Here is a 25,879-nt window from a genome sequence, read left to right on the forward strand (position 1 = left end):
GGGTTATGGGGTTGAGTGGCACATCCTAGCCGCGGTGCGCGTCTTCATCATGTACGTTCTCGCGGCACAAATCCTCGTGCAGAATATCCTGCGCCGGATGCTGCCGTGCCCGCTCTTCCGCAGCACGGTCAGACAGCGAATAAAACCACGTAATATGCTCACACACACGCTCATAGGCTGCCTGCTCATCGTGAGAGGTAATCGCCTCAATAATGCCGTAATGCTGCTGCTGCAACGTGCGCTTGACCGCCTCCCAGTCCTTCAAGAAAGGAACCGCCTCCTGCACATAACTCATCGTCGCCATGTGCAGAGAGTCAATTACCGTATCAAGAACAATATTGCCGCCGAGCTTCGACAGCTCATAGTGAAAACGCGTATCGCAGAAATGGAAACGCTCATTACTGATCTTCTTATCCATCTCTGCCAGATGCACGCGCGCCCGATCCAGCGCCGCTGCACGCTCCGGAGTGTCCGGCGCCGCTGCCGCCGCACGGGCCGCAGGGCCCTCCAACAGCAGGCGGGTTGAGACAACGTCCTTCACCGGCAGGCTACGGGTCGCAATGTGCATGCGTAGCGCCCAGCTGAGTGCATCCGACGGCTCCGAAATGATAATCGCACCGGACTTCGGGCCTGAACCGGTGCTGGAGCGAATCAGACCCAGCGCGTTCAGAACCCTCAAACCTTCACGGACTGAGGGTCGGGAAATGCCGTGTCGTGCGGCAAGTTCACGTTCGGAGGGGAGCTTATCGCCCACACGCAACTCACCCAGGCGCAGGCGCCGCTCAAAGTTCTCCAGGATGATGCTGTAGCTGCGGTCTGCCAGAATCGGTTGGCGGTCAACCGCAGGGGGCGCTTTAGCAGGCTGGGTATCGTCATGAGAATGAGGCATGGTCTCTCCTGATAACGAGGCGGATAACGAAAAAGACATACTCTGCGCCTGAGATATCTCCGAGATATTTCGGGCTATTCGTTGAGTGGTCAGGGCATAAAAAGCGGGGCGGCGGAACCGAGAAGGTTCGCCGCCCCGCCATGGCCTCCGGAAAATACCGGAGCGAATGTCCTATGGTCCTTGAGGTTTTCACCTCGAGAACTCTCTAAGGGGTGAGCCTCAGATTAGGGAACCAGGAAGGACAGCACGTTGGTCTGCAGGAAGACCAAGATGCAGACGACCACGAGCATACCGAAGGACCAGGGGAGGACAGCCTTGAGGATGTCGGATTCCTTGCCTTCCATGTCCACGGAGGTAGCAGCAATAGCCAGCGACTGCGGGGAGATCATCTTACCGACCACACCACCGGTGGTGTTAGCAGCCAACATGAGCTCGGGGGTTGCGCCGTGGATACCTGCGTGCTGCAGGTTCTCAGCAGCAGACACCTGCAGCTTGGAGAACAGTGCGTTCGCGCTGGTATCCGAACCGGTCACAGCGGTACCGATCCAGCCCAGAGCCGGTGCGAGGAACGCGTAGACGGTGCCCAGGCCAGCCAGGAAGGTACCCATAGCAATGGTCTGACCGGAGAAGTTCATGACGTATGCCAGCGCCAGAACCGAAGCAATGGTCAGGATGGACCAGCGCATACGGTAGACAACGGAACCGAACTCGGTGAAGATTGCCGGGAACTTGAATGCGTAGCGGCCCTTCTCGTTGAAGAAGAAGTAGATGACAGCAACAATCAGACCGGAGATAATCAGCAGGGTGCCGGGGTTGGACATCCAGGCGAAGTTGTAGACAGCGTCCTTGACGGGCTTGCCGTTAGCAGTGACTAGGCGGGAGCTCAGAGCCTGGATGTCAATCTTGATGACGAAGCTCTTCAGCCATGCCTTCAGGCCGGCGTGCAGGTTAGCAATACCGAAGATCGCGACAACGATGACGTAGGGCAGCAGTGCCATCCAGACGCGGACAGCGGGCAGAGCTTCCTTCTCTTCGGTCTGCGCGGGCAGGCCGTAGCGCTCACGAACGCCTGCGACGCCGCGGGGCTTCCAGAACTGCAGGAAGATAACAGCAACACCCATGGAAACGATGCAAGCAACAACGTCGGTCAGGTTGAATGCGGGGGTAGCAGCGGTGATCCACTGTGCGATTGCGAAGGAAACACCGATGACCAGTGCGGGCAGCCAAGCGTCCTTCAGGCCCTTTACGCCGTCGAGGATGACCAGCAGGATGAGGGGAACGAGCATTGCCAGGAACGGAGCCTGGTGACCAACGATGGTTGCAATAGTCATGGCGTCCTTGCCGCCAACGTCAGCTGCGGTGGTAATCGGGACAGCAACTGCGCCGAATGCCACGGGTGCGGTGTTAGCGAGCAGAACGGTGATAGCAGCTTTGAGGGGCTTAACGCCCAGGGCGAGAATCATGGTTGCGGTAATTGCAACGGGAGCGCCGAAGCCAGCCAGTGCCTCGAGCAGACCGCCGAAGCAGAATGCGATGAGGATAGCCTGGATGCGCAGGTCGCCGCCGCCGAGGCGGTCGAAGACGCGACGGAGATCTTCAAAGCGGCCGGAGAGGACGGTGAGCTGGTAGAACCAGATTGCACCGAGAATAACCCAGCAGATGACCAGGCCGTAGATGCCACCGCGAATGGCGCCCAGACCGGCGAGGTCAGCGGGCATATGGAAGCCCAGGACTGCTACGAGGATAGATGCTGCCAATGCCACGAGTGCGGACCAGTGAGCGCGTGCCTTAACGCCCAGTAGCATCACAAAGAAGGTGAGGAGGGGAATGGTTGCCACGAGTGCGCTGAGGCCGAGGCTACCTCCCACTGCATTGGTTACAGCGGTATAAGTTTCCACTGGAACTCCTTTGGTTCAGGGTGTGTCTTGTGTGTGGTCAGACCATAGATAAGCCCGTTGGGGGAACGAGTCATTGTTTCCCATACGGGGATGTGGTCAGACCATTGATCGCATGTTTAGAAGAGTACCGGATAGTGCGGTGTTTCACCAAAAGTGACCTGACTCATTTTCGTATCAAAGGGATGCTTAGCGGGTTTGTATCCCGTGAATTTACCGAAATATTGCGACTCTGATAGTTAATTCCAGCTTCTGAAACTCGGATATTTCTGAAAGCGTAAAGAACTGGGTGCACGAGTGGCTACCTTGTCCAGTGGGGATTCTTCAGATGTCGGCACATTCTTGAAAAGAATGTTGCATTAAAGAGGAGTTGTCCCACAAAACAATCATAAATTCTTCAGAAAGGTGGATTTCTAGTCGGGTTTGTCTAGTGAAGGTGTGTGTTTGATAAACGTTCAATGGATAAAGAGGGGTGGGGGTAAAAAGTAGATGAGGTCATATATATCGAAAGGCGGGAAAGCATACCTTAAGGTCAGGGTAACCTAACCGATTATTTAACAAGGAAAGTATGCGCTATTTCGACTAGAGAAAAGCCGCACAACGGTGTTAAATGGCAAGGAAGATAAAAGACATCACCACGGTTTCTGATCCCACCGCATCCCACCTCCACTTGGGGCGCGCACACCAGCCGGAACCTACCGGCCCAGCTTCCCCGACTCAAAACATCTGAGTCGATTCTTCTGGAAGACCGAACGTGTTCGGACTGTGCCCCGCCTGCCCCAGACGCAGGCGGTGAGACCGAGAAACTCTGAACACAGAGGAAAGGACGGACAAGTCATGCGCATTGCACTCTTCTCCACGTGCATCGTTGACGGCATGTACCCCCGCGTAGCACGCGCCACCGTCGAAATTCTTGAACGCCTGGGCCACGAGGTTGTCTTCCCCCCGAACCAGACCTGCTGCTCCCAGATGCACGTCAACTCCGGCTACTTCGATGACGGCTACGAAGTCATCAAGAACCACGTTGAAGCTTTCGACTCCTGGGACTGGGACGTTGCTGTTGCACCTTCCGGCTCCTGCGTTGGCTCCCTGCGTCACCAGCAGGCAATGGTTGCACGTAGCCGCGGCGACGAAGCACTGGCTCTGAAAGCAGAGCAGATCGCTTCCCGCACCTTCGAGCTCTCCCAGCTGCTGATCGACATCCTCGGTATCACCAATGCCGCTGAGCAGCTCGGCTCCTACTTCCCCGAGCACGTCACCTACCACAGCTCCTGCCACGGTATGCGTATGCTCGGCCTGGGCACCCGCCAGCAGGACCTGGTCCGCACCGTTGAGGGCATCAAGTACACCCAACTTGAGGGCATGGACCAGTGCTGCGGCTTCGGCGGTACCTTCTCCTTCAAGAACGCTGACGTCTCCGGCGCAATGGTCAACGACAAGGCAGACAACATTGAAGCAACCGGAGCATCCGTATGTACCGGCGGCGACTGCTCCTGCCTGATGAACATTGGCGGTGCGCTGATGCGTCGCGACTCGGACGTGCAGACCATCCACTTCGCAGAGATTCTCGCATCCACCAAGGAAAACCCGCTCAAGATTAGCTCTGAGCGCGTCGAGCTCTCGATCGCCTAAGGAAAGATAAGACCTCATGACTGCTATTCAGCTTGGTATGCCCAAGGTCGTTCACTACGGCGAGGGCAACATTTTCGAAGAAACCCCCTTCCCCAAGTACGCGAAGGAAGAGCTCAAGAACGAGCAGCTGCGCGCCAACCTGCGCTTCGTGACCCACGCGATCCGTAACAAGCGTGCCAACGTCACCAGCGAACTGCCCGACTGGCAGGAACTGCGCAACACCGGTGAGTCCGTCAAGAACTACGTTCTGGCGAACCTGCCCGAGCTGCTCGAACAGTTTGAGCGTAACTTCACCGCCGCAGGCGGTCACGTGCACTGGGCACGTAACGCCACCGAGGCAAACCAGATTGCTCTGGACCTGATCCGCGAGCAGGGCGTGGACGAAATCATCAAGATTAAGTCCATGGCAACCGCAGAGACCGGCCTGAACGAATTCCTCGAAGAAAACGGTATCAACGCTATCGAGACCGACCTCGCGGAAGAAATCGTCCAGCTCGGCCACGACCGTCCCTCGCACATTCTGGTGCCCGCAATTCACCGCAATCGTCGCGAAATCCGTGACATCTTCCTGCGCGAAATTGAGGGTATCAACCCGGACATCACCGATGAGCCGGCAGAACTGGCAGAGGCATCGCGTTACCGTCTGCGCAATAAGTTCCTGAACACCACCGTGGCAGTCTCCGGCACCAACTTTGGTATTGCCGAGACCGGTACCCTGACCATCGTGGAGTCTGAGGGTAACGGCCGTATGTGCCTGACCCTGCCCGACACCCTCATTACCTTCATGGGTATTGAGAAGATTCTGCCCACCTTCCAGGACTACGAGGCATTCCTCCAGCTGCTGCCCCGTTCCTCCACCGGTGAGCGCATGAACCCCTATACCTCCATGTGGACCGGTGTGACCCCCGGTGACGGCCCGCAGAACTTGCACGTCATCCTCATCGACAACGGCCGTACCGCCGTTCTGTCCGACGAGCTCGGTCGCCAGGCACTGCGTTGCATCCGTTGCTCCGCATGCATGAACGTGTGCCCCGTGTACGAGCGCGCAGGTGGTCACGCCTACGGCTCCACCTACCCGGGCCCCATCGGTGCAATCCTGTCTCCGCAGCTCTCCGGTATTGAGGCAGCAGAGAACAACTCCCTACCGTACGCATCCTCCCTCTGCGGCGCTTGCTACGAGGTCTGCCCCGTGAAGATCAACTTCCCCGAGGTCCTCGTGCACCTGCGCGCTAAGGATGTTGAGTCCAAGCACGCTGTCCGCGAGTTCGAGGGCAACAAGAAGGCTCCCTTCTCGCAGATGGACGGCATGATGCTCGGCGCGAAGAAGCTCTTCACCTCCGGTAAGATGATGTCGATTGCAGAGCGTGGTTTGCCCATGTCCCGCCTTATCAGCGGCCGCAAGCACAAGATCACCGCTGTTCCCGGTATCGTCGGCGGCTGGACCGCTTACCGCGACATCCCTGAGCCCCCCAAGGAATCCTTCCGCAACTGGTGGAAGAAGGAAAAGGGTCAGGTTCCGGCACGCGATAACGCTGAGCGCGTTGACATTCAGGCCCTCATCGAGGCAAACAAGGGTAAGGTCGCTGAGGCGGCAGCAAACGCCAAGGCAGCTATGGACGCCCAGGCAGCCCGTGAAGCTAAGGAGAACAACTAATGTCCTCTGCTAAGGAAGATATCCTCGCACGTATCCGCTCGTCTCTGGCTGACGCACCCGTCGCACCCGAGCCCGTACGTAACTACCGCCGCGTCAGTGAGCTGAACGAAGAACAGACCATTGAGATGCTCGTCGACCGCCTCATTGACTACAAGGCAAACGTGTTCCACGCGAACAAGGAGAACATCTCCGAGGTCATCGCAGAGCGCCTGGGTGAAAAGTCCACCTACGTGGTTCCAGAGGGCCTGAACATGGAGTGGCTGCCGGCTGACACCGCTGACCGCAAGCGTGTCACCGACTCCGGTAGCACCCTCAAGCCCGGCTGCCTGAGTCTGAAGGAACTGGATGCAGTCGACGCTGTGGTCACCGGTTCGACCGTCTCCTGCGCAGAGACCGGCACGATCTTCTTGAACACCAACCCTGACGAGGGTCGCCGAGCCATTACCCTGGTGCCCGACCACCACATCTGCGTGGTGCCCCGTTCCACCGTGGTGGAGCTGGTTCCCGAGTCGATTGAGCGTATCACCTACATCCGTCCCGTGACCATGATTTCCGGTCCGTCGGCAACCAGTGATATTGAGCTGATTCGTGTGGAGGGCGTGCACGGCCCCCGTACCCTGGACGTCATCATCTACGACGCCTAAGGTGCAGCGCCAGAAGGCAAATCTCTAAAGAAACCGCCCGAGAGCTAAAGCTCCCGGGCGGTTTCTTTATGCCCTCGCGGCTCTAGTCTTCTGAAGCATATGCATAAGTCATGAGGGTACAAAAACGGTGGCGGGCCCATGTTCCCGCCACCGTTCGGTGCTTTATATGGTTGCTTATCGATGCGTTACCTAGCGGAGTGCTGAAGGCTCTACTGTAGCGATGCCTCCGCGTGGGTGCTTAGGCTCGTGCGTCGAAGTGCTGCAGACCGGAGTCCTCGCGGCTACCGCCCTGGCCATCGCCAACATCGCGGTAATCCTTAATCCACTCAATCTTCTGAACCCACTTAACCATCTTGTAGCCGTGCATAGAGTCCGCACGCAGACGGAGCGGGCCACCGTACACATCCGGCAGAGGCTTATCATTCATGCCCCAAGCCAGGATGGTCTCATCCTCCATAGCCATGGAGATATCCAGGCACTCATAGTACGGTTCGGTCGGTCGGCCGTCGTAGGTGTGGCCCACGTGGCCGAAGGAAGTCACCATGACATAACGAGCGTCATCAGTCTTCTCAACCAGTGCGAGAACGTCGCGCAGACGCACACCCTCCCACTTGGCGATACCGGTCCAACCCTGCATGCAGGTGTGCATGGTGATGTTAACTTCCTTGCCCAACTGCTTGAGATCGTCAAGGCTCAGGGACTTGGATTCCTTCACCAGACCGCCCAGCTCCAGGCGGTAGTCAACGAACTCGTGCTCCTTCAGGCGGTTCCACTCGGTGCTCTCACGCTCTGTCGGCGGGCGAGTGTTAACCCAGTGGAAGGGAGAAATATCTGCATCGGTGAAGGTCTTCTTCTGCACCTGACGTGAGGAAATACGATCCAGCAGGACATTACGAATCGGCTGGGTCAGACCCCAAATGAAGGTCTGGGTGAATCGCAGGTCGCGCAGGGACCAGTACGAAGCAAAGAGCCACAGAGCGACGGCAAAGACAATACCGCCAATGAGCATGGTGACTGCCTGAGCGAACTGTGCTGCATCCACCTCGTTATAGGGCTTGTTAAGCATCATGTGAGCGATGTTGTACTGGGGGTGAACCACAAACACCAGAGCCACGTGAATAACAGTGAATACGCAGTAGAAGGCCATGCCCAGGAAGTGGATGGAACGTGCGGTCTGGCGGTTACGGAAGAGGCGCACGTAGCCGGGGAAGCGGCCGCAGAATGCCGGGCTCATAATCGGGCCGGTTGCAATCATCAGCGGTGCCACAATGAACACCACGGTGAAGTACATAATCTGCTGCAGAGCATCGTACGGCTGGAAATGCTCAATGGAGGGAATCTGGAAGCCAGCATAAATCTGGATGGATTCCCACGCCTGTGGGATGATGTCCCAGCTGGTTGGGACAATGCGGCGCCACTGGCCGGTCAGGAACAGCAAGGAGACGTAGACGAGACCGTTAGCAATCCAGATAAAAGTCACAAGAGCGTGCCATGCACGACCCAGACCAATCTGGCCGTTACCAGGTAGGGAGATAAGCGGCGACAGTCGACGCTGGTCGTCGCGGGCAGTGAACTCACCGGGGACAGTCGAAACCTTGTCCTTGGTGAACTTGAGCCATTCGGAACCCGGGGTGCAGTGGTTGTTCCAGTACAGACGGGGGTGAGAGGCGAGAACTTCCCAACCTGAACGAATCAGGAAGCCCATCATAATGAAGTTGATGAAGTGCGTAATTCGGAGCCATGACGGGAAGTCCAGCTCTACGCCACCAGTGCTCGCGGTGAGGAGTAGTTGGTGCATGATGTTTCCTTCAGAGATGACTGTGTGTGCAGACAATCGATAGGATTCAGTGCGAGGCCTTAAGATGTGAGGTTAGAAATAATTACCTTTCTGACCCATATGATCCTCCTCCGTGGTTGGGAGCCGCCGGGGTATCGTCGCGGATACTCCCGAAAGGGGCACCTCCCGTGTGTGAGGGGGAGATGCACCAGCTCCCGCTGGGGCGGAAGCGGCTCTGTGCATGTATGTTGGTTTATGTGTGTTTTAGGGAAATACCCTGTGTGCTTTCAATTTTATAGGACAAAGTGTCAGTCGAGAAAGCTAAGACACGTCATCTTCTGGAATATTTGCATAAAAAATCCGAATTTAAGGAAATTTTTTGTGCCTCCCCTATTTTATAAGGAGATTCAGAGGCAAAAACTCGCCATACCCTACGGTGAGGGCATGGCGAGTTTTGAGCCTATTTGTGGGATGCCTTGTGAAATTGAATAGCGTAGCTGCCTGTTATTATGTGGTTTTTGTCGGGGCAATCCCACATAAAGTCGATGTGACTGTATGCGGGGCACCTGCTCAAACTATTTCATTCTATGAAAGACCGAACCACCACATAGCCGCAGCTACTTCTGCGCAGCATCTGTATTCTTTACAGAGCCCCTGTGCTTCTTTGCTGCATCCCGAGACGCAGTACAGGAATCAGCCGAAGCAACCTCAACCTCGGCAGAATCAGATTCAGAATCAGCCTGAGACTTCAAACGAACCACCGGAATCATACCCGTAGTCAGCTTCGTCTGCGCATTACGCTGAGCCTTCAGAGCATTCATCTGCTCCTTACGGCTAGGGGCCTCCTGAACCGGCTCTGCATCACCAAATGCCTGACGAATGCCCAACGCCCACAGCGGGAACAACAACACCGTCAGGGCGCCGCCTGCAACCAGCAGCGAAGCTGTCGACTCCTCCAGAAGACCCGAACTGGTCGCAACCTCCGTCACCGCCACAATAATCGGCAGACCCGCAGCCGAATACAACGCTAACTGCGCCTTCTGTGCGCGAGTGGTCAACCCCGAACGGGTATCGAAGAAATGCTCCGCCAAAAGCACCGGAACACCACGGCACAGCAGAATACCCACCACCACGGCAAACAGACCCAAAGGCTTAGCCACCACAGCAGACACATCAATACCCATCCCGCTGACCACAAAGAACAGCGGAATCATGAACGTAAAACCAACCACCTCAAGGCGGTGAGTCATCATGTGCAAAGCCGCCGGAGGGGTCAGAGTACGCAGAATCAGACCCGCCGCAAAAGCACCGAGCACCGCATCCAAATCAAAAAGGGCGGTGCACATAATCAAGGTCGCCAGCAGGAACATCGCAAGACGCAAAATGGTCTGGCCGGTCGTATTCGCCTCCGCAGCCATAATCTGACGCAGACCCGGCACATGCGCAAACAGACGGTGAGGAATCAGCGCCACAATCACCGCAACCACCATAAACGCCAGCAACACCACAAATGCCATGCCCGGCGAACGCGAAGACAGCAGCAACGAAATAGCGAAAATCGGCAGAAGCTCACCCACAGCACCGTGCACCAGCACTGCATTACCCACCGGCGTACCGGCAGCACCGTGAGACTTCAACATCGGCAGCAGAGTACCCAACGCCGTGGAACTCAACGCCACACCCACCGCAATATACGTATTCATCTCGCGCGAGAACGACGTAATAACCGCCGCACCCGCCATACCCAGGGCAAAGCACACCACCCAGGTGGCAATAGCGCTATAGCCCTGACGGCTACGCAACGAGGACACGTTAATCTCAAAGCCCGCAATCAAAAAGAGCATGCCCAGACCAAGCTCCTTCAGCAGCGGGATACCGCCCTCACTGCTGGCAAGGTTGAGCATATTCGGGCCAATCAGCAGACCAAAAATGAGCAGGAAAACCACATCCGGGATCTTCTTACCCGTCAGCCGCGAAAGAATCGGCGACAGCAACGCAACCAACGTAATCCAGAAAATAGACACAAACTGGCCGCTATCGTGGCTCGACCCTTCCGACAGAGTCGTACCCGAAGCAAGAAGAGCACCAGACGCCCTCAAATCCGTCAAGAAAAGCGGGGAAAAAGTCGAAAACATAAAACCTCAACGTGGTGTGTGCAGGTGGGGCGCGTTTGGGACAGTAAAAGGAGCGAAATTATGCTCCCGCGGGATTGCCCCACCTTTAAGAACGTACCAATGGTACACACCCAACCTCGTGCAATAACACTTGAACAGCACTCACCAATAGGGCAAGAAGCTCCAGCCAGCAGCCGACAGAGAGGCAGCATGAGAGCAAAACCTCGGCGCCACCGCCGGACCAGACACAGCTTCCACCGTTACACTTAACACCTATGCCAGAGCATCCGGCACACACCACCGGATGCGGCAGATACCCTGGCAGCGCACATCCCCTGGCAGGGCACACACCACCGGCAGGGCGCACAGACTCTCAAACACGGCACTACAAGGAGCGAGGACATGGCAGCAGGGCGCACACAACCCATCCCCACCGTCAGCAGCGGGGCACGTGCCGCCTCCCTCGGAGGCACCCGACGTGACCTCGGGCTCGACCTCGCCCGCGCCTTCGCCGTGCTCAGCCTGCTCATCCCCTTCGGATACTGGCTGCAACTGATCCCGGTGTCCTGGAAGTTCTGGATCCCGCAGACCCTCGTACCGGCAGAGCCGCTCTTCGCCGCAATTCTGGGCGCAGCCGCCTGGCATTACGCACGCACCGCGAACTTCCCGCAACTCTTCGCCGGAACCATCGTGCGATTCCTCGCGCTGCTTCTGCTGGGTGTGGCACTCATGCAGGGTGCTACCTACCTGCCGCAAGCCGGCGTGACCGTACCGGCGCAGGGCTTCGCATACTCTCTGCCCTTCGACATGCTCGTGCACCTGGCGCTGCTTACCCTGCTAACCCTATTCGTCGTGCACCTGCCCCTGTGGGCGGTCGCCGTGCTGGCGGTGGTCACCAGCCCCTTCATCACCTGGACCTACACCCTCCTCATGGACGTAGCTGCACACGCCGATCAGTGGACCGCCATGCAGCTGCCGTTCCTCGCAAACCACGGCGTCAACCACGCGCAGAGCGCGCAACTCATCTGGGTCATGTGCCTGGGCATCGTGCTCGTGCGCCTCTACGACAACCTGCAGGCAAAGCTCGCAATCCCCGTAGTACTCGCTGTACTGGCGCTCGCCGTCTACCGCACCTTCAACCCCTACACCGAGCTCGGCTTCCTCAACAGCCCGCAGGTGCTGCTGACCCTAAACCTGGCGGCAACCCTGTACTTCTGGGCTGAATGCGCGCGCCTGCTCTCCGCGCAGGCCGGAATGCTCACCCCCATCGCCCGCCTGGGCCAGATGTCGCTGAGCGCCTCCATTGTGCTGAGCGGAATCATTATTTACGCAGGCCCCACCGTCAAGGCTCTCACCGCGGGCGAGCACTACGTCGCCACCGGAGGCTGGGGCACCGCCGTGTACTGGAGCGCCTTCCTGCTGCTCGGCGCTGTTATCGCCCTGGGCTTCTGCACCCTCTGGTCGCGCATGGTGCGCTTCATTGCCGGACGTGGCCCTCTGGAGGCAGTACTCGCCCTCATCTCCGGACGAGGCTAAGCGGCTGAAAACCAACAATCTAGAAAGCGGCCCCTCTGCCTGCGTATCTGCGCGGATAGAGGGTTGCTTCTATGCACTCAGCATCTGCAACAGAATCAGCTTGAGGGACATGCAGCATAAATACTGCGGGTACGACAAAGCCCCGGTCCAATGGACCGGGGCTAGTTGTCGGGATGACAGGATTTGAACCTGCGACCTCGTCGTCCCGAACGACGCGCGCTACCAAGCTGCGCCACATCCCGATGTTAACCTATCAGCAAATACCGTAGGCAACTCACCTAGGATAACCCAAAAAAAATTAGAACGCAACACAACGGCACGCCACCGGTTGGAGAGGGGCAGATAAAGTTTCTAGGCTTCAGTCTCCTGAACCTGATTCAGCTCATCCCAGGAGGCGTGCATCGCCGCAAAACGACCACCGGAGGCAATCAGGTGCTGCGGGGAACCATCCTCCACCACGGAGCCTTCATGAATCACCAACACACGATCAGCGCCCAGAACCGTCGAGAGGCGATGCGCAATCACCAGCGCCGTACGCCCCGCCAATACGGTTCGCAGTGCCGCCTGCACCGCGCGCTCACTCGGAATATCCAGCGAAGCCGTTGCCTCATCCAGAATCAGCACCCGTGGATTCGCCAAGAACACGCGAGCAAAGGACACCAGCTGACGCTGACCCGCCGACAGGGTAATACCGCCGCGACCCAGCTGCGACTCGTAGCCGTTACGCAGACGCTTAATGAACGCATCAGCTCCCACCGCCTTCGCGGCAGCCTTCACCTGCTCATCGCAGGCCTGCGGGTTACCCATGCGGATATTCTCCAGAATCGACGCGGAGAACAGGAACACCTCCTGGGTCAGCATGAGCACCTCATGGCGTAGCTGCACATCTGCCAGCTGACGAACATCCACGCCGTCAATACGCACCTGACCGGCTGAAACATCGTAGAAACGAGCTACTAGCTTAGCGATAGTCGACTTACCGGCACCCGTAGCACCCACCAGCGCCACGGTTGTACCCGGCTCAATGCGCAGGCTGGTCTCCTTCAATGCGTGACGATCCGACGTGTACCCAAAGACAGCTGAATCTAGCTCCACCAGGGCACCGTGAACCGTGCCGCTCATGCCACCAGAAACACCAGGAACAGACTCGGCTGCAGGCTCTACAGCGCGCTCATGCGGATGTTGCGGCTCAGCAACCTCCGGCTCCTCAGCCAAGAACGACGACAGCTTCTCCAGCGCGGACATCGCCGACTGGAACATGTTGTAAAACTCAGAGAGCTGCATGACCGGCTCAAACACGCGGTTCGCGTAAATCACCAGTGCCAACAGGGTACCAATCTGCATGGTGCCGCCCAGCACCGCATAACCACCCAGCACCAGCGCGCCGGCAATAAACACATTGCCCAAAAGCATCAGCACGGGCGAGTAGATGCCGAAAATCTTAATCGAATCCATCACCGCAAGACGGTAACGCTCCGACGCCTGAGCGTACTCAGAACGCTTCTGTGCCTCCGACCCAAAGGCCTTCACCGCGTGGATACCCGTAAACGTCTCCACAAAACGGCTCGTCAAATGCGCAGACTCGGTACGCATCGTGCGGAAAACCGGTACCGCGGTTTTCTGGAACCAACGCGTCAAGAAGTAAATTGGCACGCCCATGACCAGCATAAACAGGCCAATACGCCAATCCAGAAGGAAAATAGCGACCGCAGAAATCACCATGGACAGCAACGTAATCGCCAACTGGCTGATGCCGCTATCCAAGAAACTGCGGACCGTATCGATATCGCTAGTCAGACGCGAAATGACCTTACCCGAGGTGTACCGCTCATGGAACGACACGCTAAGCGACTGTGCGTGACGGAACACCCGCTTACGCAGGTACACCACCACACCCAGCGATACACGTACCGTGTACGCCACGTTGACCCACGAAAAGATCGCGGTCACCGCGGTAGCCGCCACAAAAAAAGCCAGCAGAGTCAGCAGGGGAGAAGCGTCACCCTGTCTGAGCGGTTCAATGGAACTATCTAAAACGCGGGCAATCAGAATCGGCACAACCGCGGCTGACCCCGACACCAAAAGTACCGAAATAATCGACAGAACCAACGCCCCACGGTGTGGGCGCAACATCTGGCGCAGCAGAGCCATCGAGCGTTCACGGGTCTCCGCGCGCTCTTGCGGGCTCATCTGCTCTCGTGGCTCCACCGGACGATAATGGGCCATTAGCCCTCCTCTATCGTCATGAGCTGGCGGTACTGTTCCGAAGAGTCCATCAGTTCAGCATGAGTACCCTCAGCGACCACGGAGCCGTCAACCATCAGTAGTACGCGGTCCGCTAACGCGACGGTGGAGGGGCGGTGCGCCGTCAGCAGGGTAGTAGCGCCGCCCAGGCCCTCCAGCCCCTCACGCAGGCCGGTAATAATACGTTCCTCGGTGTTCACGTCCAGCGCCGAGAACGGATCATCCAGCAGCAGCACGGAGGGGCGCTTCGCTAGGGCACGCGCCAAGGACAGACGCTGACGCTGACCACCCGAAAGGCTCAGACCCTCCTCACCAATGACGGTATCCAGACCCTGCGGAAGCTCCGCCACGAAATCGCACGCAGCCAGCTGCAACGCGGTCTGGAGGGTGGTCTCCAGCTCTTCTGCGGCGGGGTAATCCTCATCCTCGGTGCCGTGCTCGTACTGCTCGGCAACGCCCATCAGCACGTTCTCGCGGACCGTGCCGGAGAAGAGCACCGCCTCCTCAAAGACGAACGCGGTCTGGGCGCGCACCTCCTCAATAGACATGTCGGCGGTGTCTCGGGTGCCAAAACGCAGGGAGCCGGAGGTCGGCTCGTAGAAACGCGGAACCAGCGACAGCACGGTCGACTTGCCGCTACCGGTTGCACCCACCAGCGCCAGAATCTCGCCCGGGAAGACCTTGAAGTTTACGTCCTTCAGCACGGAAACCTCGGGTGCCTTTACCTCAGAGTTTGCACCGGCAGCCTCTGCAGGAACAGGTGCTTCGGCAGCATCGTAGCTGAACTGAACGTGATCGAAAGTGACAGATACTGCGCCACCGCTGGGGTACTGCATAGTTTCCTTCCCGGAGCCGCCCTCGGCAGACACTCCAGCTACTGTTGACGAATCAGAAGCACCCTGCGGATGCTCGGGCACAGACACAGCCGCGGAGCCACGAACCAGCGGCACCGCCTCAAAGCCGGGCTCGTCCATGACCTCGTTGTGGCGTTCCAATGCCACCTTATAGCTCAAATAGGCAGACATCAGCGCGGTCGAGCGCGTCACGTGGCTGAGCACGGTCGTCTGTACCGCAAAGTAGGCGGTCATCGCGCCTAGACTCAAGGTGCCCGCCGCAACCTGCGAAGCGCCCACAGCCAGCGCCACCGCCGTGGAGACACCCACAATCAGGCCCTGGTACAGGGCAACACGAGCCACCAGCATCGACCTGCCGTACTCGCGCGCCTGCAGGGCGTCCACCGACTTGGCATATTCCTGAATCTGCTCGGGGGAGCGACCCAGCGCCTTAATCACGCGGATGCCGCGTACAGACTCCTCAATACGGGTGGAGAGATCACCCGTCATCTGCTGAATCTCATGCGAGGCGCGGTAGTACTTGCGGGTGAAGTTCACCAGCGACAGCACCAGAATAGGCACGGTCACCACGAACACCAGCGCCAGCGACGGTGAAGAACGCAGCATGAAGAAGCCACCGACCAGGAACATCACCGCAATAGTCAGTAGCTGCACAATACCGAAGGACAACCAACGGCGAATCGTGCCCAAATCGCTCATGGAGCGGGTCAGCAACTGACCAGAGGGCCAACGATCCAGCAGAGAAAGCGGGGCGCTGAGCAGGCGGTCAAAGAAGTTCATGCGCATGGACAGCTCAATCGTGGAGGTCGGATCCACAATCAGCCAGCGCCTCCAGTACATGAAGGAGGCGTGCGCAATACCCAGCAGAAGCACCAAGCTGCCGGCAATCCAGATAGCGCTCTCGGTGGTGCTCTGTGAGAGATGATCCACAATAATCTGCAGTACCTGCGGGATGGAAATCTCAAGGGCACCGGCACCGAACGCCACGAGTAGGCCGAACCCCCACCGCGCACGAATCGGATGTGCATAGGCGGCGAGGGTGCGCGGGGCACGCTGACCGTGCGCGTAGTCAATCGGGTTGGGGGTCGGTTCGCGCGCCGTCTCCAGGAAGGGATTACGGCGGCGCTTAGTCGTGTGTGCTGTAGAAGGCTCAGACATTAGAGACGACCACCCGCCGAGGTGACGGAGGCGCCGTGCCCCTTATCGCCAGCTGTGAGGGTCACTAGGATTGCCTCCGGCGGGCAGAACAGACGCATCGGCGCAAAACGAGAGGTACCCAAACCGGCAGAAACCTGAACCGGAATACCGGACTGCTCGCTGACACCCTTCGCACGCGAAGGTGGCAAATCGCAGTTGCTGACCAGAGCATGACCGCCGGGTAGGCAGACCTGACCGCCGTGCGTATGACCGGCAAAAATAACCTGCGCGCCGTCCTGCACGAAGCGGTGCAGGGTACGCATATAGGGGGCGTGCGCCACGCCAATACGAACGCTCGGCTCATCACTCTCATCGAAGGCACCGGGGGCAAATCCGGGGTGCTCATCGTAGCGCAGGTGCGGGTCATCCACACCGGAGAATTCCAGGCGCAGACCATTGAGGTTCAGCGTGTCGTAGCGGTTAATCAGGCCCGTCCAGCCGCGCGACTCGAAGGCGTCGTGCATCCGCTCAATGGGTAGGGCTATGCGTGAGCCTTTCTCAATCATCTGCGGGGTGCGTGGCTGCCACAGGTAGCGTGCCGGGTTCTTAAAAATCGGCGCGAAATAGCAATTGGAGCCGGGCACAAATACGCCGGGGAAGTCCATGAGCGGGTCGAGCGCCTCCAACAGCGGACCCATACCGTCCACATGGGAGAGATTATCGCCCGTGTTCATCACCAAATCCGGTTCCAGAACAGCCAGTGAGTGCATGAAGTCAATCTTCTTCTGCTGACCCGGAATCATGTGCATATCCGAAATATGCAGAATCCTAAAGTCGGGGCTACCGGCAGACAGCACCGGCAGGGACTCGGTGCGGAGCTGAAAATTATTCAGTTCAATAAAGTGCCCATACGCCGCCGTGGCGGCCCCCAGGGCTGCAGTGGCGGCTACCGCCCCCGCTACCTTTTTCAGGAGCGGGGAGGAGCCGCGTGCGCCGGGGACCGCCACGGGGACGCGGGCGTTGATTGCGTTTTCACACATAATCAATCGCCTTTCAGGCTTCAGCTGATGAGCTGTGATTCTACTTGTATGCCAGAATCTTATCGCCGGGGATGGTGAAGTCCTTCGAGTTGTACTTCGGTACCATCGTCTTCATAAATGACTGCCACTGTGCACCTGCGTAGGTTGCACCATCGACGTACTGAAGGACTCGACCGTTAATGCCCACACCGTTCAGGGAGCGGAAGCCGAGGTTGTTGGAACCAACCCAAGACGCGGTGGACAGGCCGCGAGTGTAGCCAACCTGCCAGGTCTGGGAGGAGTTATCGTTCGTACCGGTCTTCGCAGCCGAACCGTTCGGCAGACCAATGCCGCGCTGAGAAGCGGAACCGCCAGGCTGGATAACGCCCTTCAGAACCCAGCTGACACCGTTAGCAATGTCCGGATCCAGAACCTGCTCGCACTGGTTCTGGTATTCCTTGAGGGTATCACCGCTGGTCTTGGTGATCTTCTCAATCGGACGGGGGGTGCAGTACTTACCCTCGGAAGCAAAGATAGCGTACATGGATGCGCTGGTCAGCGGGGAGATACCGTACTTGGTACCACCAATGTTAGTACCCAAATCGGGGATGCTGTGTAGCGGCTCGCCGGTACCGTCCAGAGCGTGCATCTTGATTGACAAGTCGTGTACATCGCACAGGTCAAGGTGGGAGAGCATGCCGTACAGGTATGAGTTCAAGGACTGGCGAATACCGTATGCGGCGGTACCGTAGGTCAGACCGCCGTTCACAGCGTTCTTGTAGGACCAGCCATTTGCCTGACCGGTGTAGTAGTACTTGCCGCCCTCGAAGCACCTGGCATTCCAGCCGAAGCTGGTGGGCCAGAAGAGCTGGGTACCGTTCACACTAGCGTTAGCGCCGCGGCCGCTGATGAGCCACTGTGCCAGAATAATCGGCTTGAATGTCGAACCCGGCTGGAAGCCAGGGGTACCACCGTACGCTACATCAACGTTGTAGTTGTACTCGGTCTTGGAGTGATCGTTTGCGTCTGTGGGGCTACCGAGCTCAGTGTTCTGTGCCATCGCGATGACGCGACCGGTGCCAGGCTCAACACTGGTTAGTGCGGAGTTGACGTCATTCCAGTTGGTTGCAGCCGGCTGGGTGGAGTCCACGGCCTGCTTTGCCGCGGTCTGAGCCTCGGGGTTCAGGGTGGTGATCACCTTCAGGCCGCCACGCTTGATGGCGGTGTTACGCAGCTCAGCGGTTGCGCCGAGGGATTCATCCTGCAGCAGGTAGTTGACCACGTAGCGGCAGAAGAACGCCTTATCACCTGCCAGGGAGCAACCCTGGGACTTGGGGTGGACGTTGAGCTTAATGTCGCTGGCGATAGCGTCGCTGTATTCCTTATCGGTAATCTTGCCGTCGCGGAGCATAGTGCCCAGAACGATGTCGCGGCGTTCACGGGCGAGCTCGGGGTTCACGGTCGGATCGTACACGTTCGGTGCCTGCACCAGACCGGCAAGAAGCGCGGACTGAGCCACGTTCAGGTCCTTAGCGGAAATACCCCAGTAGTACTGTGCAGCAGCCTCAACACCGTAGTTCGAACCACCAAGGTTCACGATGTTCAGGTAGCCTTCAAGGATTTCGTCCTTGGACTTGTTCTGCTCCATAGAAATCGCAAGCTTCATCTCGCGAATCTTTGCGGCGTAGGTCTTGTTACCGTTCAGGGTCGCGGTAGCGTCCTCACCGCGAGCCACAGCGGAGTCAACAATGAGGTTGTTGACGTACTGTTGAGTCAGGGTAGATGCACCCTGACGGCGGCCGCTGTTGGAGTTAATGATGTTGTTCAGGAACGCACGACCGATACCGATAGCGGAGACAGCACCGTGATTGTAGAAATCACGGTCCTCAACCGAGACGATAGCGTCCTTCATCTGCTGAGAAATCTGATTCAGCTTGACCTGTTCACGGTTCTCTTCAAAGAAGGTCGCGATTTCGGTCTTACCGTCAGCAGCGTAAATAGTAGAAGGACGGGAAGAGATGCCATCGGCAATGTCATCAGGAAGGTCCTGGAACCATGACATCGACGCGTTCGTGACCATACCCAAACTCACGGCAGGGGGCACGATAATAATTGCCGCGAGGAAACCGGCAATCACGCTGAACGCGAGGAACTGCAAAAAATCTCCCGGACGGTGATGCGAACGGGTTTTCTTAGATGAAGCCATTCATTCAGTTTATCCCATGAAACTGTGAGAAGAAGCCCGTCTCGGCACCCCACAGGGAGCCGGATGCCTCAGCCCTGAGAATAAAGCCCCCAAAAGCGCCGGACATTGACCAAAACCATAGTGAATCCCTTTTACTTATTGGATACCGGGCGATAGTCTAGAGGGTATGAAGAAATGGGAATACGCAACTGTACCGCTGATGATCCACACGACCAAGGCGATCCTCGATAACTGGGGTGAAGACGGCTGGGAGCTCGTAACTGTTCTCCCCGGTGCATCTGCACCTGCTGGTGCAACCCCCGCGTCGAACATGGTCGCTCCGACTCAGGGCAACCCCATCGCCTACTTTAAGCGCGAGAAGGCTGACTAAGAGCAGCGTACCCGGCGGTCACCTCAACCCCACTTCTCCTCTACATATAGGGGAGGATGGGAATAGTTGAGGCAGACCGCCGGTTAGCCGTTTAACAGCTGTTTGAATATCAGTAGCGTTTAGATTGACGGCATTCCCCACATCACCGTTTGGGTGCCAGCACCCGCCATCCTTCTGGAGTAATCATGACTGAATCCCGTATTGAAGCACGTATCCGCGAACTCGGTTACGAACTGCCCGTAGCACCCGCCCCCGTTGCAGCCTACGTTCCGGCTGTTACTTCCGGCTCCTACGTGTACACCTCCGGTCAGCTGCCCTTCGTCGACGGTGCTCTGCCCGAAATCGGTAAGGTTTCCGACTCTGGCGCTGAAGGCTTCGTGACCCCCGAGGACGCTAAGAAGTACGCGGGTATCTGTCTGCTCAATGCTCTGGCAGCAGTCAAGTCCGTTATTGGCGACCTGGACCGCGTGCAGCGCGTGGTGAAGGTTGTTGGCTTCGTAGCATCCGAGGTGAACTTCACCGCTCAGCCCGCCGTCATTAACGGCGCCTCAGAACTGCTCGGCGAAATCTTCGGGGAGGCAGGCCAGCATGCCCGCTCCGCCGTGGGCGTTCCCGTTCTTCCCCTGGACTCGCCCGTAGAGGTCGAGATTATCGTTGAGTATGTCTAAACTGTACACCGGCGCTCTGCCACTATCTGCTATTCGTGCTGCCCAAGCTCAGCGGGCAGCGCAGGACGCTCCTGAGAAGACTGTACGTACCGAATCCGCACAGGACAACGGTACCGCCCAAAACATCAAGACTCTACCCCTGCCGGCGCAGGAACGCCGCTTCGGCACTCCCACCCCGGCTGAGGGCGTGCAGCGCCCCCGCATGTTTACCGGCCGCCAGTCAGGTCCGCGCACCGCAGCCATTCAGCGTCTCTACACGATTCCTGAGTTCATGCGCACCGCCGCCGAAAGCTGGCGTGCAGGCGGCAACGAATGCACCGTCGGCTGCACGATGCGTCAGGCTGCCTCCGTAATTTTTGTGCGCGATGGCGACAACGGCCTCGAAACGATTCTGACCTACCGCCCCGGCACCTCTCCGCTGGGGGTGGTGGCTTTCCCCGGCGGTACGGCTCTTCCCGGTGATGATGAGTCTGCCTCCTGGGTGGGTCCCGGCGCCGACTACTGGCAGGACCAATTCCACTTCTCCGATATTGCGCAGGCACGCCGCAGCGTCATGGCTGCCGTGCGTGAATGCTTTGAAGAGACTGGCATTTTGCTTGCCGGCGAGGACGAACAGGACGTAGTGGAGCGCTCTAGCACCCCTGAGCTCATGGCGTGGCGTGAAGCAGTTGCCAAGCAGGAGAAGAGCTTCTCTGACTTCTTGACCTCCAGCGGTTTGAGCGTACGCGCTGATCTGCTACGCCCGGTCGCGCGTTGGCAGTCCCCGGATTTCTTCCTCAAGCGTTACGATATCGCCTACTTCACCACGGCGTTGCCCGTGGGCCAGGACCCGAAGCTACTGCTCGGTAAGGGTGTGTGGGGTGACTGGCTGAACGTGCGTGAACTGCTTGAAGCCAAGGACACCAGTGAACTGGGCGACCGCATCGGACAGTTCAACACGGTGGGCCGTACCCTCGACCAGCTTATTACCCCCGGGGTGATGTGCATGCTTGAATCGCTGGCGAAGGCACAGACTTCCGTGGCGTGGCTGTCCAAGCGCCGTAATATTGAGGTGAAGAAGCCCGTGCTCGTGACCCACAATGGTGCGTGCATGCTCTCCTTCACCGAGGTGGTTCCGGCAACCACTGGTAGCGTGTATACCGGTGCAATGGGTGTGTTCTAACGAACTGCCGCAATGCGCGCCCATACGATAAAAGCGTGAAAGAAATTAGGAGCCGTTTCCCTCTACATGGGAAACGGCTCCTAATCTATTTAAGTCGCATGTCTTTCAATGAAGGCGCCCTAGAACGCCCTAACGCAAAAAGGCTTTAGCGGGAACGCTGGCGCAGGCGGGGCAGGTCGAGAATGACAACTGCGCGTGCCTCCAGGCGAATCCAGCCGCGGGAAACGAACTCGGCAAGAGCCTTATTCACGGTCTCGCGGGATGCACCAACCAGTTGTGCCAGCTCTTCCTGAGTCAGCTCGTGAGCAACGAGCACGCCGTCGGTCGCGGGGCGGCCGAAGCGATCAGCCAAGTCCAGTAGTGCCTTAGCGAGGCGGCCGGGAACGTCGGAGAAGACCAGGTCAGCCAATGCCTCGTTAGCGTGGCGCAGGCGGCGAGCCAGAGTCTTAATAACCTGATCGGAGATAGTGGGATCGAGCTGCTGTGCACGCTTGAAGGACTCGTGCTTGATGGCAGCCAGGCGAGTCTCAGAGACAGCCACAGCGTTGGTCGAACGGGGTGAAGGATCGAAGAGAGCCATCTCGCCGAAGACGTCACCGGGACCCATGATTGCGACCATGTTCTCGCGGCCGTCAGCGGCGGTGCGACCCAGCTTGACCTTACCGGAGAGCACAGCGAAGAGCTGGTCGTCCTGGTCGCCCTCGTAGAAGAGGACCGCGTTGCGGGAGAGGTCAATCTCCTGAATATCATCGGTCAGCAGAGCGAAAGCTGCGTCGTCGAGGTTAGCAAAGAGAGGGGTACGACGGAGGATCTCGAGATCCATAAAGTTCTCCTAGATATGAGGTGATGAGCCGAAACTCATAAATGTTCAGTGAGTGAGCCCGAACCGATGTCATGCGTCTCAACATCTAAAATGTGAGAAGGGTCAAGCTGGTGTGACATATTCAACTGATATGAGCGTACCCTAAAAAAGCGCTTCACGCATTCCGATACAGCGAGCTTTGCAACAAAAGTTATTTCTTTCGAGTAAATTCAAAGCTTCCCCACAGGTTCACCACCTAATATCAGGCATTCAGGTGTGTACTTTTATCGGCACTAAGCATGCTGACGCCCTCATGACAAGGAAGCTACTGTCTCCACGCCCCGGGTATACCAGCTCGCCGCACCCACCACCGGGTGTTAACGCGCCACCACACTCACCGGGCACAGCCCACACCAACCACAATGAGCACACCGTGACCACTTCTACCCACCAAGGAGGCAATTAGTCATGACGACTGGCATCAACCTGCTTGATATTGCTATCCCCATCATCCTGCTGCTCTACTTCCTCGCCGGAGTCCGCAGCGGATTTTTCACCACTCTCGGAACCTTCCTCGGCCTGGGTCTGGGCGTCTGCGCCGCAGCCTGGCTCGTACCCCTCGCAGTAGCATCCGTGGGATCCCAGTGGAGCCTCATGACCGCCGTCAGTGTGCTCATCATCTGCCTGACCATCGGACAGTGGCTCGGTCTCCTTGCCGGACGTACCATCCGCCGCGTCACCGACATCACCCCGCTCAAGGGAATTGAACGCTTCTTCGGCGGCGTGCTGAACCTCGCCGCCTGCGCCCTGGTCATGGTCGTATTGACCATCTCCATGCGCACCGTACCCATCCCGCAGCTTAACACTGCGCTCAGCGACTCCAAGACCCTCTCCTGGATGGTCGCCTCCACCCCCGAGATTGTTAAGGACCGCATCAATACGGTACGCAATGATGTGCTCGCCTTCGGGACCATTCCGGAAGTCAGCGAGCTCATCGCTCCCGAAACCAGTGCCCCCACCCAGACCGTAGAATCCGCGGCACTGAATCGGGCGGCTGCCTCCGTGGTTGAGATTCTGGGCGCTGCCGAGCAGTGCGGCTACACCTCCACCGGCTCCGGTTTCGTAGCTGATAACGGCCTGGTCGTCACCAACGCACACGTGGTTGCCGGCGTAACCTCCCCGGTAGTACAGGATTCCCGCGGCCGCACCTGGCCCGGCACTGTCGTCTACATGGACAGCAAACAGGACATCGCCTTCATCAGCGTCCCCAAGCTGCCGCTCGAACCGCTGAGCATCGGCAACAACGCCACCGCAGGTAGCCTCGTAACCTTTATGGGCTACCCCAAGGGCGGCCCGCTCAAAGCACTACCCGCCACCGTGCAGGGCATCGGCAACACCCAGACCATCGACGCCGACACCGGCCGCGCCAACGCCATGCGCCAGGTCTACCAGCTGGCAGCCGACGTGCAGCACGGCAACTCCGGTGGCCCCGTCCTCGACGATAACGGCAACGTGGTCGGCGTGATCTTCGGTAAGGCAACCACCGGTAAGGCCGGCTACGCCGTCACCGCAAGCACCCTCAAGCAGGCACTGGCTGAAGGGGGCGAGAACACCGCCGCAGTCTCCACCGGATCCTGCCGTAAGTAACCAGCCGCTAGATAGCGATAAAGGTTCAGGCTCCCGCCCTCAAGTAAGGAGCGGGAGCCTGAACTATTTAACGAAAGGAGGCGGCGCGCTGGGCTATTCCACCAGATGCTGCACTGTTATTCCGCGAGGTGCTGTGACAGGAAATCAACCGCCATGACGTATCCGTACGCACCCGCACCGGCAATCACCGCAGTAGCCTGTGGCGACACGAACGAATGATGACGGAACTGCTCACGACGATGTACATTCGACAGGTGCACCTCAACCACCGGAAGCTCAGCCGCCTCCAGCGCATCGTGCAGCGCCACCGAAGTGTGCGTGTACGCCGCCGGGTTAATAATAATCGCCGCGCCACGAGTACGAGCACGCTGAATCTCATCTACCAGTGCCCCCTCATGATTTGACTGCATAAACTCAACGTCAAAACCATGATTCGCCGCGCGCTCACGCACCATACGCTCAATATCGTGCAGAGTGGTGTAGCCGTACACCTCGGGGCGGCGCTGCCCAAGCAGGTTCAAATTCGGTCCATTAAGCACAAAAATCGTATCTGACATAAAACCAGTGTGGCACAGCAGACGCCCGCTGAGCGATAGTCGACGCGAACTGCCCAGAAAAATGATGGTGAGCGAGCCAAGTACGGTGAACCTCGCTACCGCCCACGCACCTGAACCCGGTACCCTCGCGCTATGACCGAGAACGCCACCCAGCCCGCAGCAGACGTACAGAATACCGCAGCACGCAACACTGCGGCAGAGAATACCGAATCGCTCCTGCAGATCCGATTCGTTCCCGAATTCAAAGCCGCAGCCGCCGCCCGCCGCCTCAATGCACGCGCACCCGAAAGCCACCTCGCCACCGTGCGCCGTGCCCGCAAAATCAACCGCATCCTCGGCGAAACCTACCCCTACGCCGTCGCAGAACTCGACTTCGACAACCCTTTCGAGCTGCTCATCGCCACCGTGCTCTCGGCACAAACCACCGACGTGCGCGTTAACTCCGTCACTGGTGCACTCTTCGTACGCTACCCGGACGCTGCCGCGCTCGCCTCCGCACGTACCGAAGAGGTCGAACCCTACATTCAGTCCCTCGGCTTCTACCGCGCCAAGGCCCGCTCCATCGTCACCCTCTCCCAGCAGCTTGTAGAACGCTATAACGGGCAGGTGCCCTCAACTCTCGAAGAGCTCGTAGAACTCGCCGGAGTCGGCCGCAAAACCGCGAATGTCGTCCTCGGAAATGCTTTTGACGTGCCCGGACTGACCGTAGACACCCACTTCGGCCGTCTCGCCCGCCGCATGGGGTTCACCACCGCAGACGCCCCCGAAGCAGTCGAAAAAGACGTCGCCGAACTCATCGAACGCAAAGACTGGACGCTTTTCTCACACCACATGGTCTACCACGGCCGCCGCATCTGCCACGCCAAAAAGCCTGCCTGCGGCGTATGCCCTGTCGCCGACCTCTGCCCGTCCTATGGAGCCGGGGAGACGAACGAACAAGCAGCACGTAAACTCATGAAATACGAAATGGCACCCGGTCGAGAAGACCTGCACCTGCGATTCCTGCAGGGCGCAACCCGCCGCGAACTCATGGCAGAAGGCTACCCGCTCAGCGCCTAACGGCGACTGAACC

19 protein-coding genes and 1 tRNA gene are annotated in these 25,879 nt (G+C 58.4%); 9 read left to right on the forward strand and 11 right to left on the reverse strand.

The window, feature by feature from the left end:
• Nucleotides 1-25 precede the first annotated feature (25 nt).
• Both O3648_RS04890 and O3648_RS04895 read right to left on the reverse strand, forming a co-directional pair.
• Nucleotides 26-889: a FadR/GntR family transcriptional regulator gene (locus O3648_RS04890; RefSeq protein WP_279788453.1), complete on the reverse strand. Its 864-nt coding sequence runs from the start codon at nt 887-889 to the stop codon at nt 26-28.
• 224 nt (nt 890-1,113) lie between these two features.
• Nucleotides 1,114-2,787, reverse strand: coding sequence for an L-lactate permease (locus tag O3648_RS04895; protein WP_371568830.1), 1,674 nt, complete (start codon nt 2,785-2,787; stop codon nt 1,114-1,116).
• An 834-nt stretch (nt 2,788-3,621) separates the two neighbouring features.
• Here O3648_RS04895 and O3648_RS04900 point away from each other — a divergent pair.
• Genes O3648_RS04900 through O3648_RS04910 form a run of 3 tightly spaced genes read left to right on the forward strand, consistent with a single transcriptional unit; the run spans nt 3,622 to nt 6,714 of the window.
• Nucleotides 3,622-4,416, forward strand: coding sequence for a (Fe-S)-binding protein (locus O3648_RS04900; RefSeq protein ID WP_279791078.1), 795 nt, complete (start codon nt 3,622-3,624; stop codon nt 4,414-4,416).
• Between the two features lie 16 nt (nt 4,417-4,432).
• The gene (locus O3648_RS04905) at nt 4,433-6,070 is read left to right on the forward strand and encodes a lactate utilization protein B (RefSeq protein WP_279754769.1); all 1,638 of its coding nucleotides are present in this window, start codon (nt 4,433-4,435) and stop codon (nt 6,068-6,070) included.
• On the forward strand, nt 6,070-6,714 hold the full coding sequence (locus O3648_RS04910; RefSeq protein ID WP_279754770.1) for an LUD domain-containing protein: 645 nt from the start codon (nt 6,070-6,072) through the stop codon (nt 6,712-6,714). The genes O3648_RS04905 and O3648_RS04910 overlap by 1 nt, the downstream gene beginning before the upstream one ends.
• A 238-nt stretch (nt 6,715-6,952) precedes the next feature.
• On the opposite strand, the gene O3648_RS04915 is transcribed toward O3648_RS04910, so the two are convergent.
• Nucleotides 6,953-8,512 carry a molybdopterin-dependent oxidoreductase gene (locus O3648_RS04915; RefSeq protein WP_279788461.1) on the reverse strand — a complete coding sequence of 520 codons (1,560 nt, stop codon included), beginning with the start codon at nt 8,510-8,512 and terminating at the stop codon, nt 6,953-6,955.
• A gap of 596 nt (nt 8,513-9,108) precedes the next feature.
• Nucleotides 9,109-10,626 (reverse strand): cation:proton antiporter, encoded by a 1,518-nt coding sequence (locus O3648_RS04920; protein WP_279754772.1) that lies wholly within the window; start codon nt 10,624-10,626, stop codon nt 9,109-9,111.
• A 381-nt stretch (nt 10,627-11,007) separates the two neighbouring features.
• Between O3648_RS04920 and O3648_RS04925 the strand changes: the two genes are divergently transcribed.
• The gene (locus tag O3648_RS04925) at nt 11,008-12,141 is read left to right on the forward strand and encodes a hypothetical protein (protein WP_279754773.1); all 1,134 of its coding nucleotides are present in this window, start codon (nt 11,008-11,010) and stop codon (nt 12,139-12,141) included.
• A 168-nt stretch (nt 12,142-12,309) separates the two neighbouring features.
• Here O3648_RS04925 and O3648_RS04930 read toward each other — a convergent pair.
• The 5 genes from O3648_RS04930 to O3648_RS04950 all read right to left on the reverse strand — a co-directional run bounded on the left by O3648_RS04930 (nt 12,310) and on the right by O3648_RS04950 (nt 19,601).
• Nucleotides 12,310-12,383 (reverse strand) — tRNA-Pro (locus O3648_RS04930).
• Nucleotides 12,384-12,492: 109 nt separating this feature from the next.
• On the reverse strand, nt 12,493-14,367 hold the full coding sequence (locus tag O3648_RS04935) for an ABC transporter ATP-binding protein (RefSeq protein WP_279754775.1): 1,875 nt from the start codon (nt 14,365-14,367) through the stop codon (nt 12,493-12,495).
• Nucleotides 14,367-16,397: an ABC transporter ATP-binding protein gene (locus tag O3648_RS04940; protein ID WP_371568835.1), complete on the reverse strand. Its 2,031-nt coding sequence runs from the start codon at nt 16,395-16,397 to the stop codon at nt 14,367-14,369. The genes O3648_RS04935 and O3648_RS04940 overlap by 1 nt, the downstream gene beginning before the upstream one ends.
• Entirely contained in the window at nt 16,397-17,416 is a 1,020-nt protein-coding gene (locus O3648_RS04945; protein WP_371568837.1) for a metallophosphoesterase, read from the reverse strand. The genes O3648_RS04940 and O3648_RS04945 overlap by 1 nt, the downstream gene beginning before the upstream one ends.
• 40 nt (nt 17,417-17,456) lie before the next feature.
• Nucleotides 17,457-19,601 carry a transglycosylase domain-containing protein gene (locus tag O3648_RS04950; protein ID WP_371568840.1) on the reverse strand — a complete coding sequence of 715 codons (2,145 nt, stop codon included), beginning with the start codon at nt 19,599-19,601 and terminating at the stop codon, nt 17,457-17,459.
• 166 nt (nt 19,602-19,767) lie between these two features.
• Between O3648_RS04950 and O3648_RS04955 the strand changes: the two genes are divergently transcribed.
• From O3648_RS04955 to O3648_RS04965, 3 genes are all read left to right on the forward strand, one after another.
• Nucleotides 19,768-19,971 (forward strand): hypothetical protein, encoded by a 204-nt coding sequence (locus tag O3648_RS04955; protein WP_005504647.1) that lies wholly within the window; start codon nt 19,768-19,770, stop codon nt 19,969-19,971.
• A gap of 185 nt (nt 19,972-20,156) precedes the next feature.
• Nucleotides 20,157-20,639 (forward strand): RidA family protein, encoded by a 483-nt coding sequence (locus tag O3648_RS04960; protein WP_279754781.1) that lies wholly within the window; start codon nt 20,157-20,159, stop codon nt 20,637-20,639.
• Nucleotides 20,632-21,801 carry an NUDIX hydrolase gene (locus O3648_RS04965; RefSeq protein WP_371568843.1) on the forward strand — a complete coding sequence of 390 codons (1,170 nt, stop codon included), beginning with the start codon at nt 20,632-20,634 and terminating at the stop codon, nt 21,799-21,801. Before O3648_RS04960 ends, O3648_RS04965 begins: the two co-directional genes overlap by 8 nt.
• 145 nt (nt 21,802-21,946) lie before the next feature.
• Here the strand turns inward: O3648_RS04965 and O3648_RS04970 are convergent, their stop codons facing one another.
• Complete coding sequence (locus O3648_RS04970) at nt 21,947-22,624, reverse strand: Crp/Fnr family transcriptional regulator (RefSeq protein WP_012902921.1); 678 nt, start codon at nt 22,622-22,624, stop codon at nt 21,947-21,949.
• 447 nt (nt 22,625-23,071) lie between these two features.
• Between O3648_RS04970 and O3648_RS04975 the strand changes: the two genes are divergently transcribed.
• Nucleotides 23,072-24,250, forward strand: a complete 1,179-nt coding sequence (locus O3648_RS04975; protein ID WP_279754783.1) for a MarP family serine protease — start codon at nt 23,072-23,074, stop codon at nt 24,248-24,250.
• A 116-nt stretch (nt 24,251-24,366) separates the two neighbouring features.
• Here O3648_RS04975 and aroQ read toward each other — a convergent pair whose 3' ends face one another.
• Nucleotides 24,367-24,807, reverse strand: a complete 441-nt coding sequence (gene aroQ / locus O3648_RS04980; protein WP_371568847.1) for a type II 3-dehydroquinate dehydratase — start codon at nt 24,805-24,807, stop codon at nt 24,367-24,369.
• A 132-nt stretch (nt 24,808-24,939) separates the two neighbouring features.
• Between aroQ and nth the strand changes: the two genes are divergently transcribed.
• Nucleotides 24,940-25,866, forward strand: a complete 927-nt coding sequence (nth, locus tag O3648_RS04985; RefSeq protein WP_371568849.1) for an endonuclease III — start codon at nt 24,940-24,942, stop codon at nt 25,864-25,866.
• Nucleotides 25,867-25,879: the final 13 nt, after the last annotated feature.

Origin of the sequence: Rothia sp. 27098_8_161, from assembly GCF_041432905.1 — a bacterium.
Classification (GTDB): Bacteria; Actinomycetota; Actinomycetes; order Actinomycetales; family Micrococcaceae; genus Rothia.

Excerpts from the sequence above, each read along its gene's own strand:
- O3648_RS04910 (WP_279754770.1), top strand. The coding sequence starts at position 6,070 with ATGTCCTCTGCTAAGGAAGATATCCTCGCACGTATCCGCTCGTCTCTG.
- aroQ (WP_371568847.1), bottom strand. The coding sequence starts at position 24,807 with ATGTCAGATACGATTTTTGTGCTTAATGGACCGAATTTGAACCTGCTT.
- O3648_RS04975 (WP_279754783.1), top strand. The coding sequence starts at position 23,072 with ATGACGACTGGCATCAACCTGCTTGATATTGCTATCCCCATCATCCTG.
- O3648_RS04960 (WP_279754781.1), top strand. The coding sequence starts at position 20,157 with ATGACTGAATCCCGTATTGAAGCACGTATCCGCGAACTCGGTTACGAA.
- O3648_RS04915 (WP_279788461.1), bottom strand. The coding sequence starts at position 8,512 with ATGCACCAACTACTCCTCACCGCGAGCACTGGTGGCGTAGAGCTGGAC.
- O3648_RS04925 (WP_279754773.1), top strand. The coding sequence starts at position 11,008 with ATGGCAGCAGGGCGCACACAACCCATCCCCACCGTCAGCAGCGGGGCA.
- O3648_RS04900 (WP_279791078.1), top strand. The coding sequence starts at position 3,622 with ATGCGCATTGCACTCTTCTCCACGTGCATCGTTGACGGCATGTACCCC.
- O3648_RS04905 (WP_279754769.1), top strand. The coding sequence starts at position 4,433 with ATGACTGCTATTCAGCTTGGTATGCCCAAGGTCGTTCACTACGGCGAG.
- nth (WP_371568849.1), top strand. The coding sequence starts at position 24,940 with ATGACCGAGAACGCCACCCAGCCCGCAGCAGACGTACAGAATACCGCA.
- O3648_RS04965 (WP_371568843.1), top strand. The coding sequence starts at position 20,632 with ATGTCTAAACTGTACACCGGCGCTCTGCCACTATCTGCTATTCGTGCT.
- O3648_RS04970 (WP_012902921.1), bottom strand. The coding sequence starts at position 22,624 with ATGGATCTCGAGATCCTCCGTCGTACCCCTCTCTTTGCTAACCTCGAC.
- O3648_RS04955 (WP_005504647.1), top strand. The coding sequence starts at position 19,768 with ATGAAGAAATGGGAATACGCAACTGTACCGCTGATGATCCACACGACC.
- O3648_RS04940 (WP_371568835.1), bottom strand. The coding sequence starts at position 16,397 with ATGTCTGAGCCTTCTACAGCACACACGACTAAGCGCCGCCGTAATCCC.
- O3648_RS04935 (WP_279754775.1), bottom strand. The coding sequence starts at position 14,367 with ATGGCCCATTATCGTCCGGTGGAGCCACGAGAGCAGATGAGCCCGCAA.
- O3648_RS04890 (WP_279788453.1), bottom strand. The coding sequence starts at position 889 with ATGCCTCATTCTCATGACGATACCCAGCCTGCTAAAGCGCCCCCTGCG.
- O3648_RS04950 (WP_371568840.1), bottom strand. The coding sequence starts at position 19,601 with ATGGCTTCATCTAAGAAAACCCGTTCGCATCACCGTCCGGGAGATTTT.
- O3648_RS04945 (WP_371568837.1), bottom strand. The coding sequence starts at position 17,416 with ATGTGTGAAAACGCAATCAACGCCCGCGTCCCCGTGGCGGTCCCCGGC.
- O3648_RS04920 (WP_279754772.1), bottom strand. The coding sequence starts at position 10,626 with ATGTTTTCGACTTTTTCCCCGCTTTTCTTGACGGATTTGAGGGCGTCT.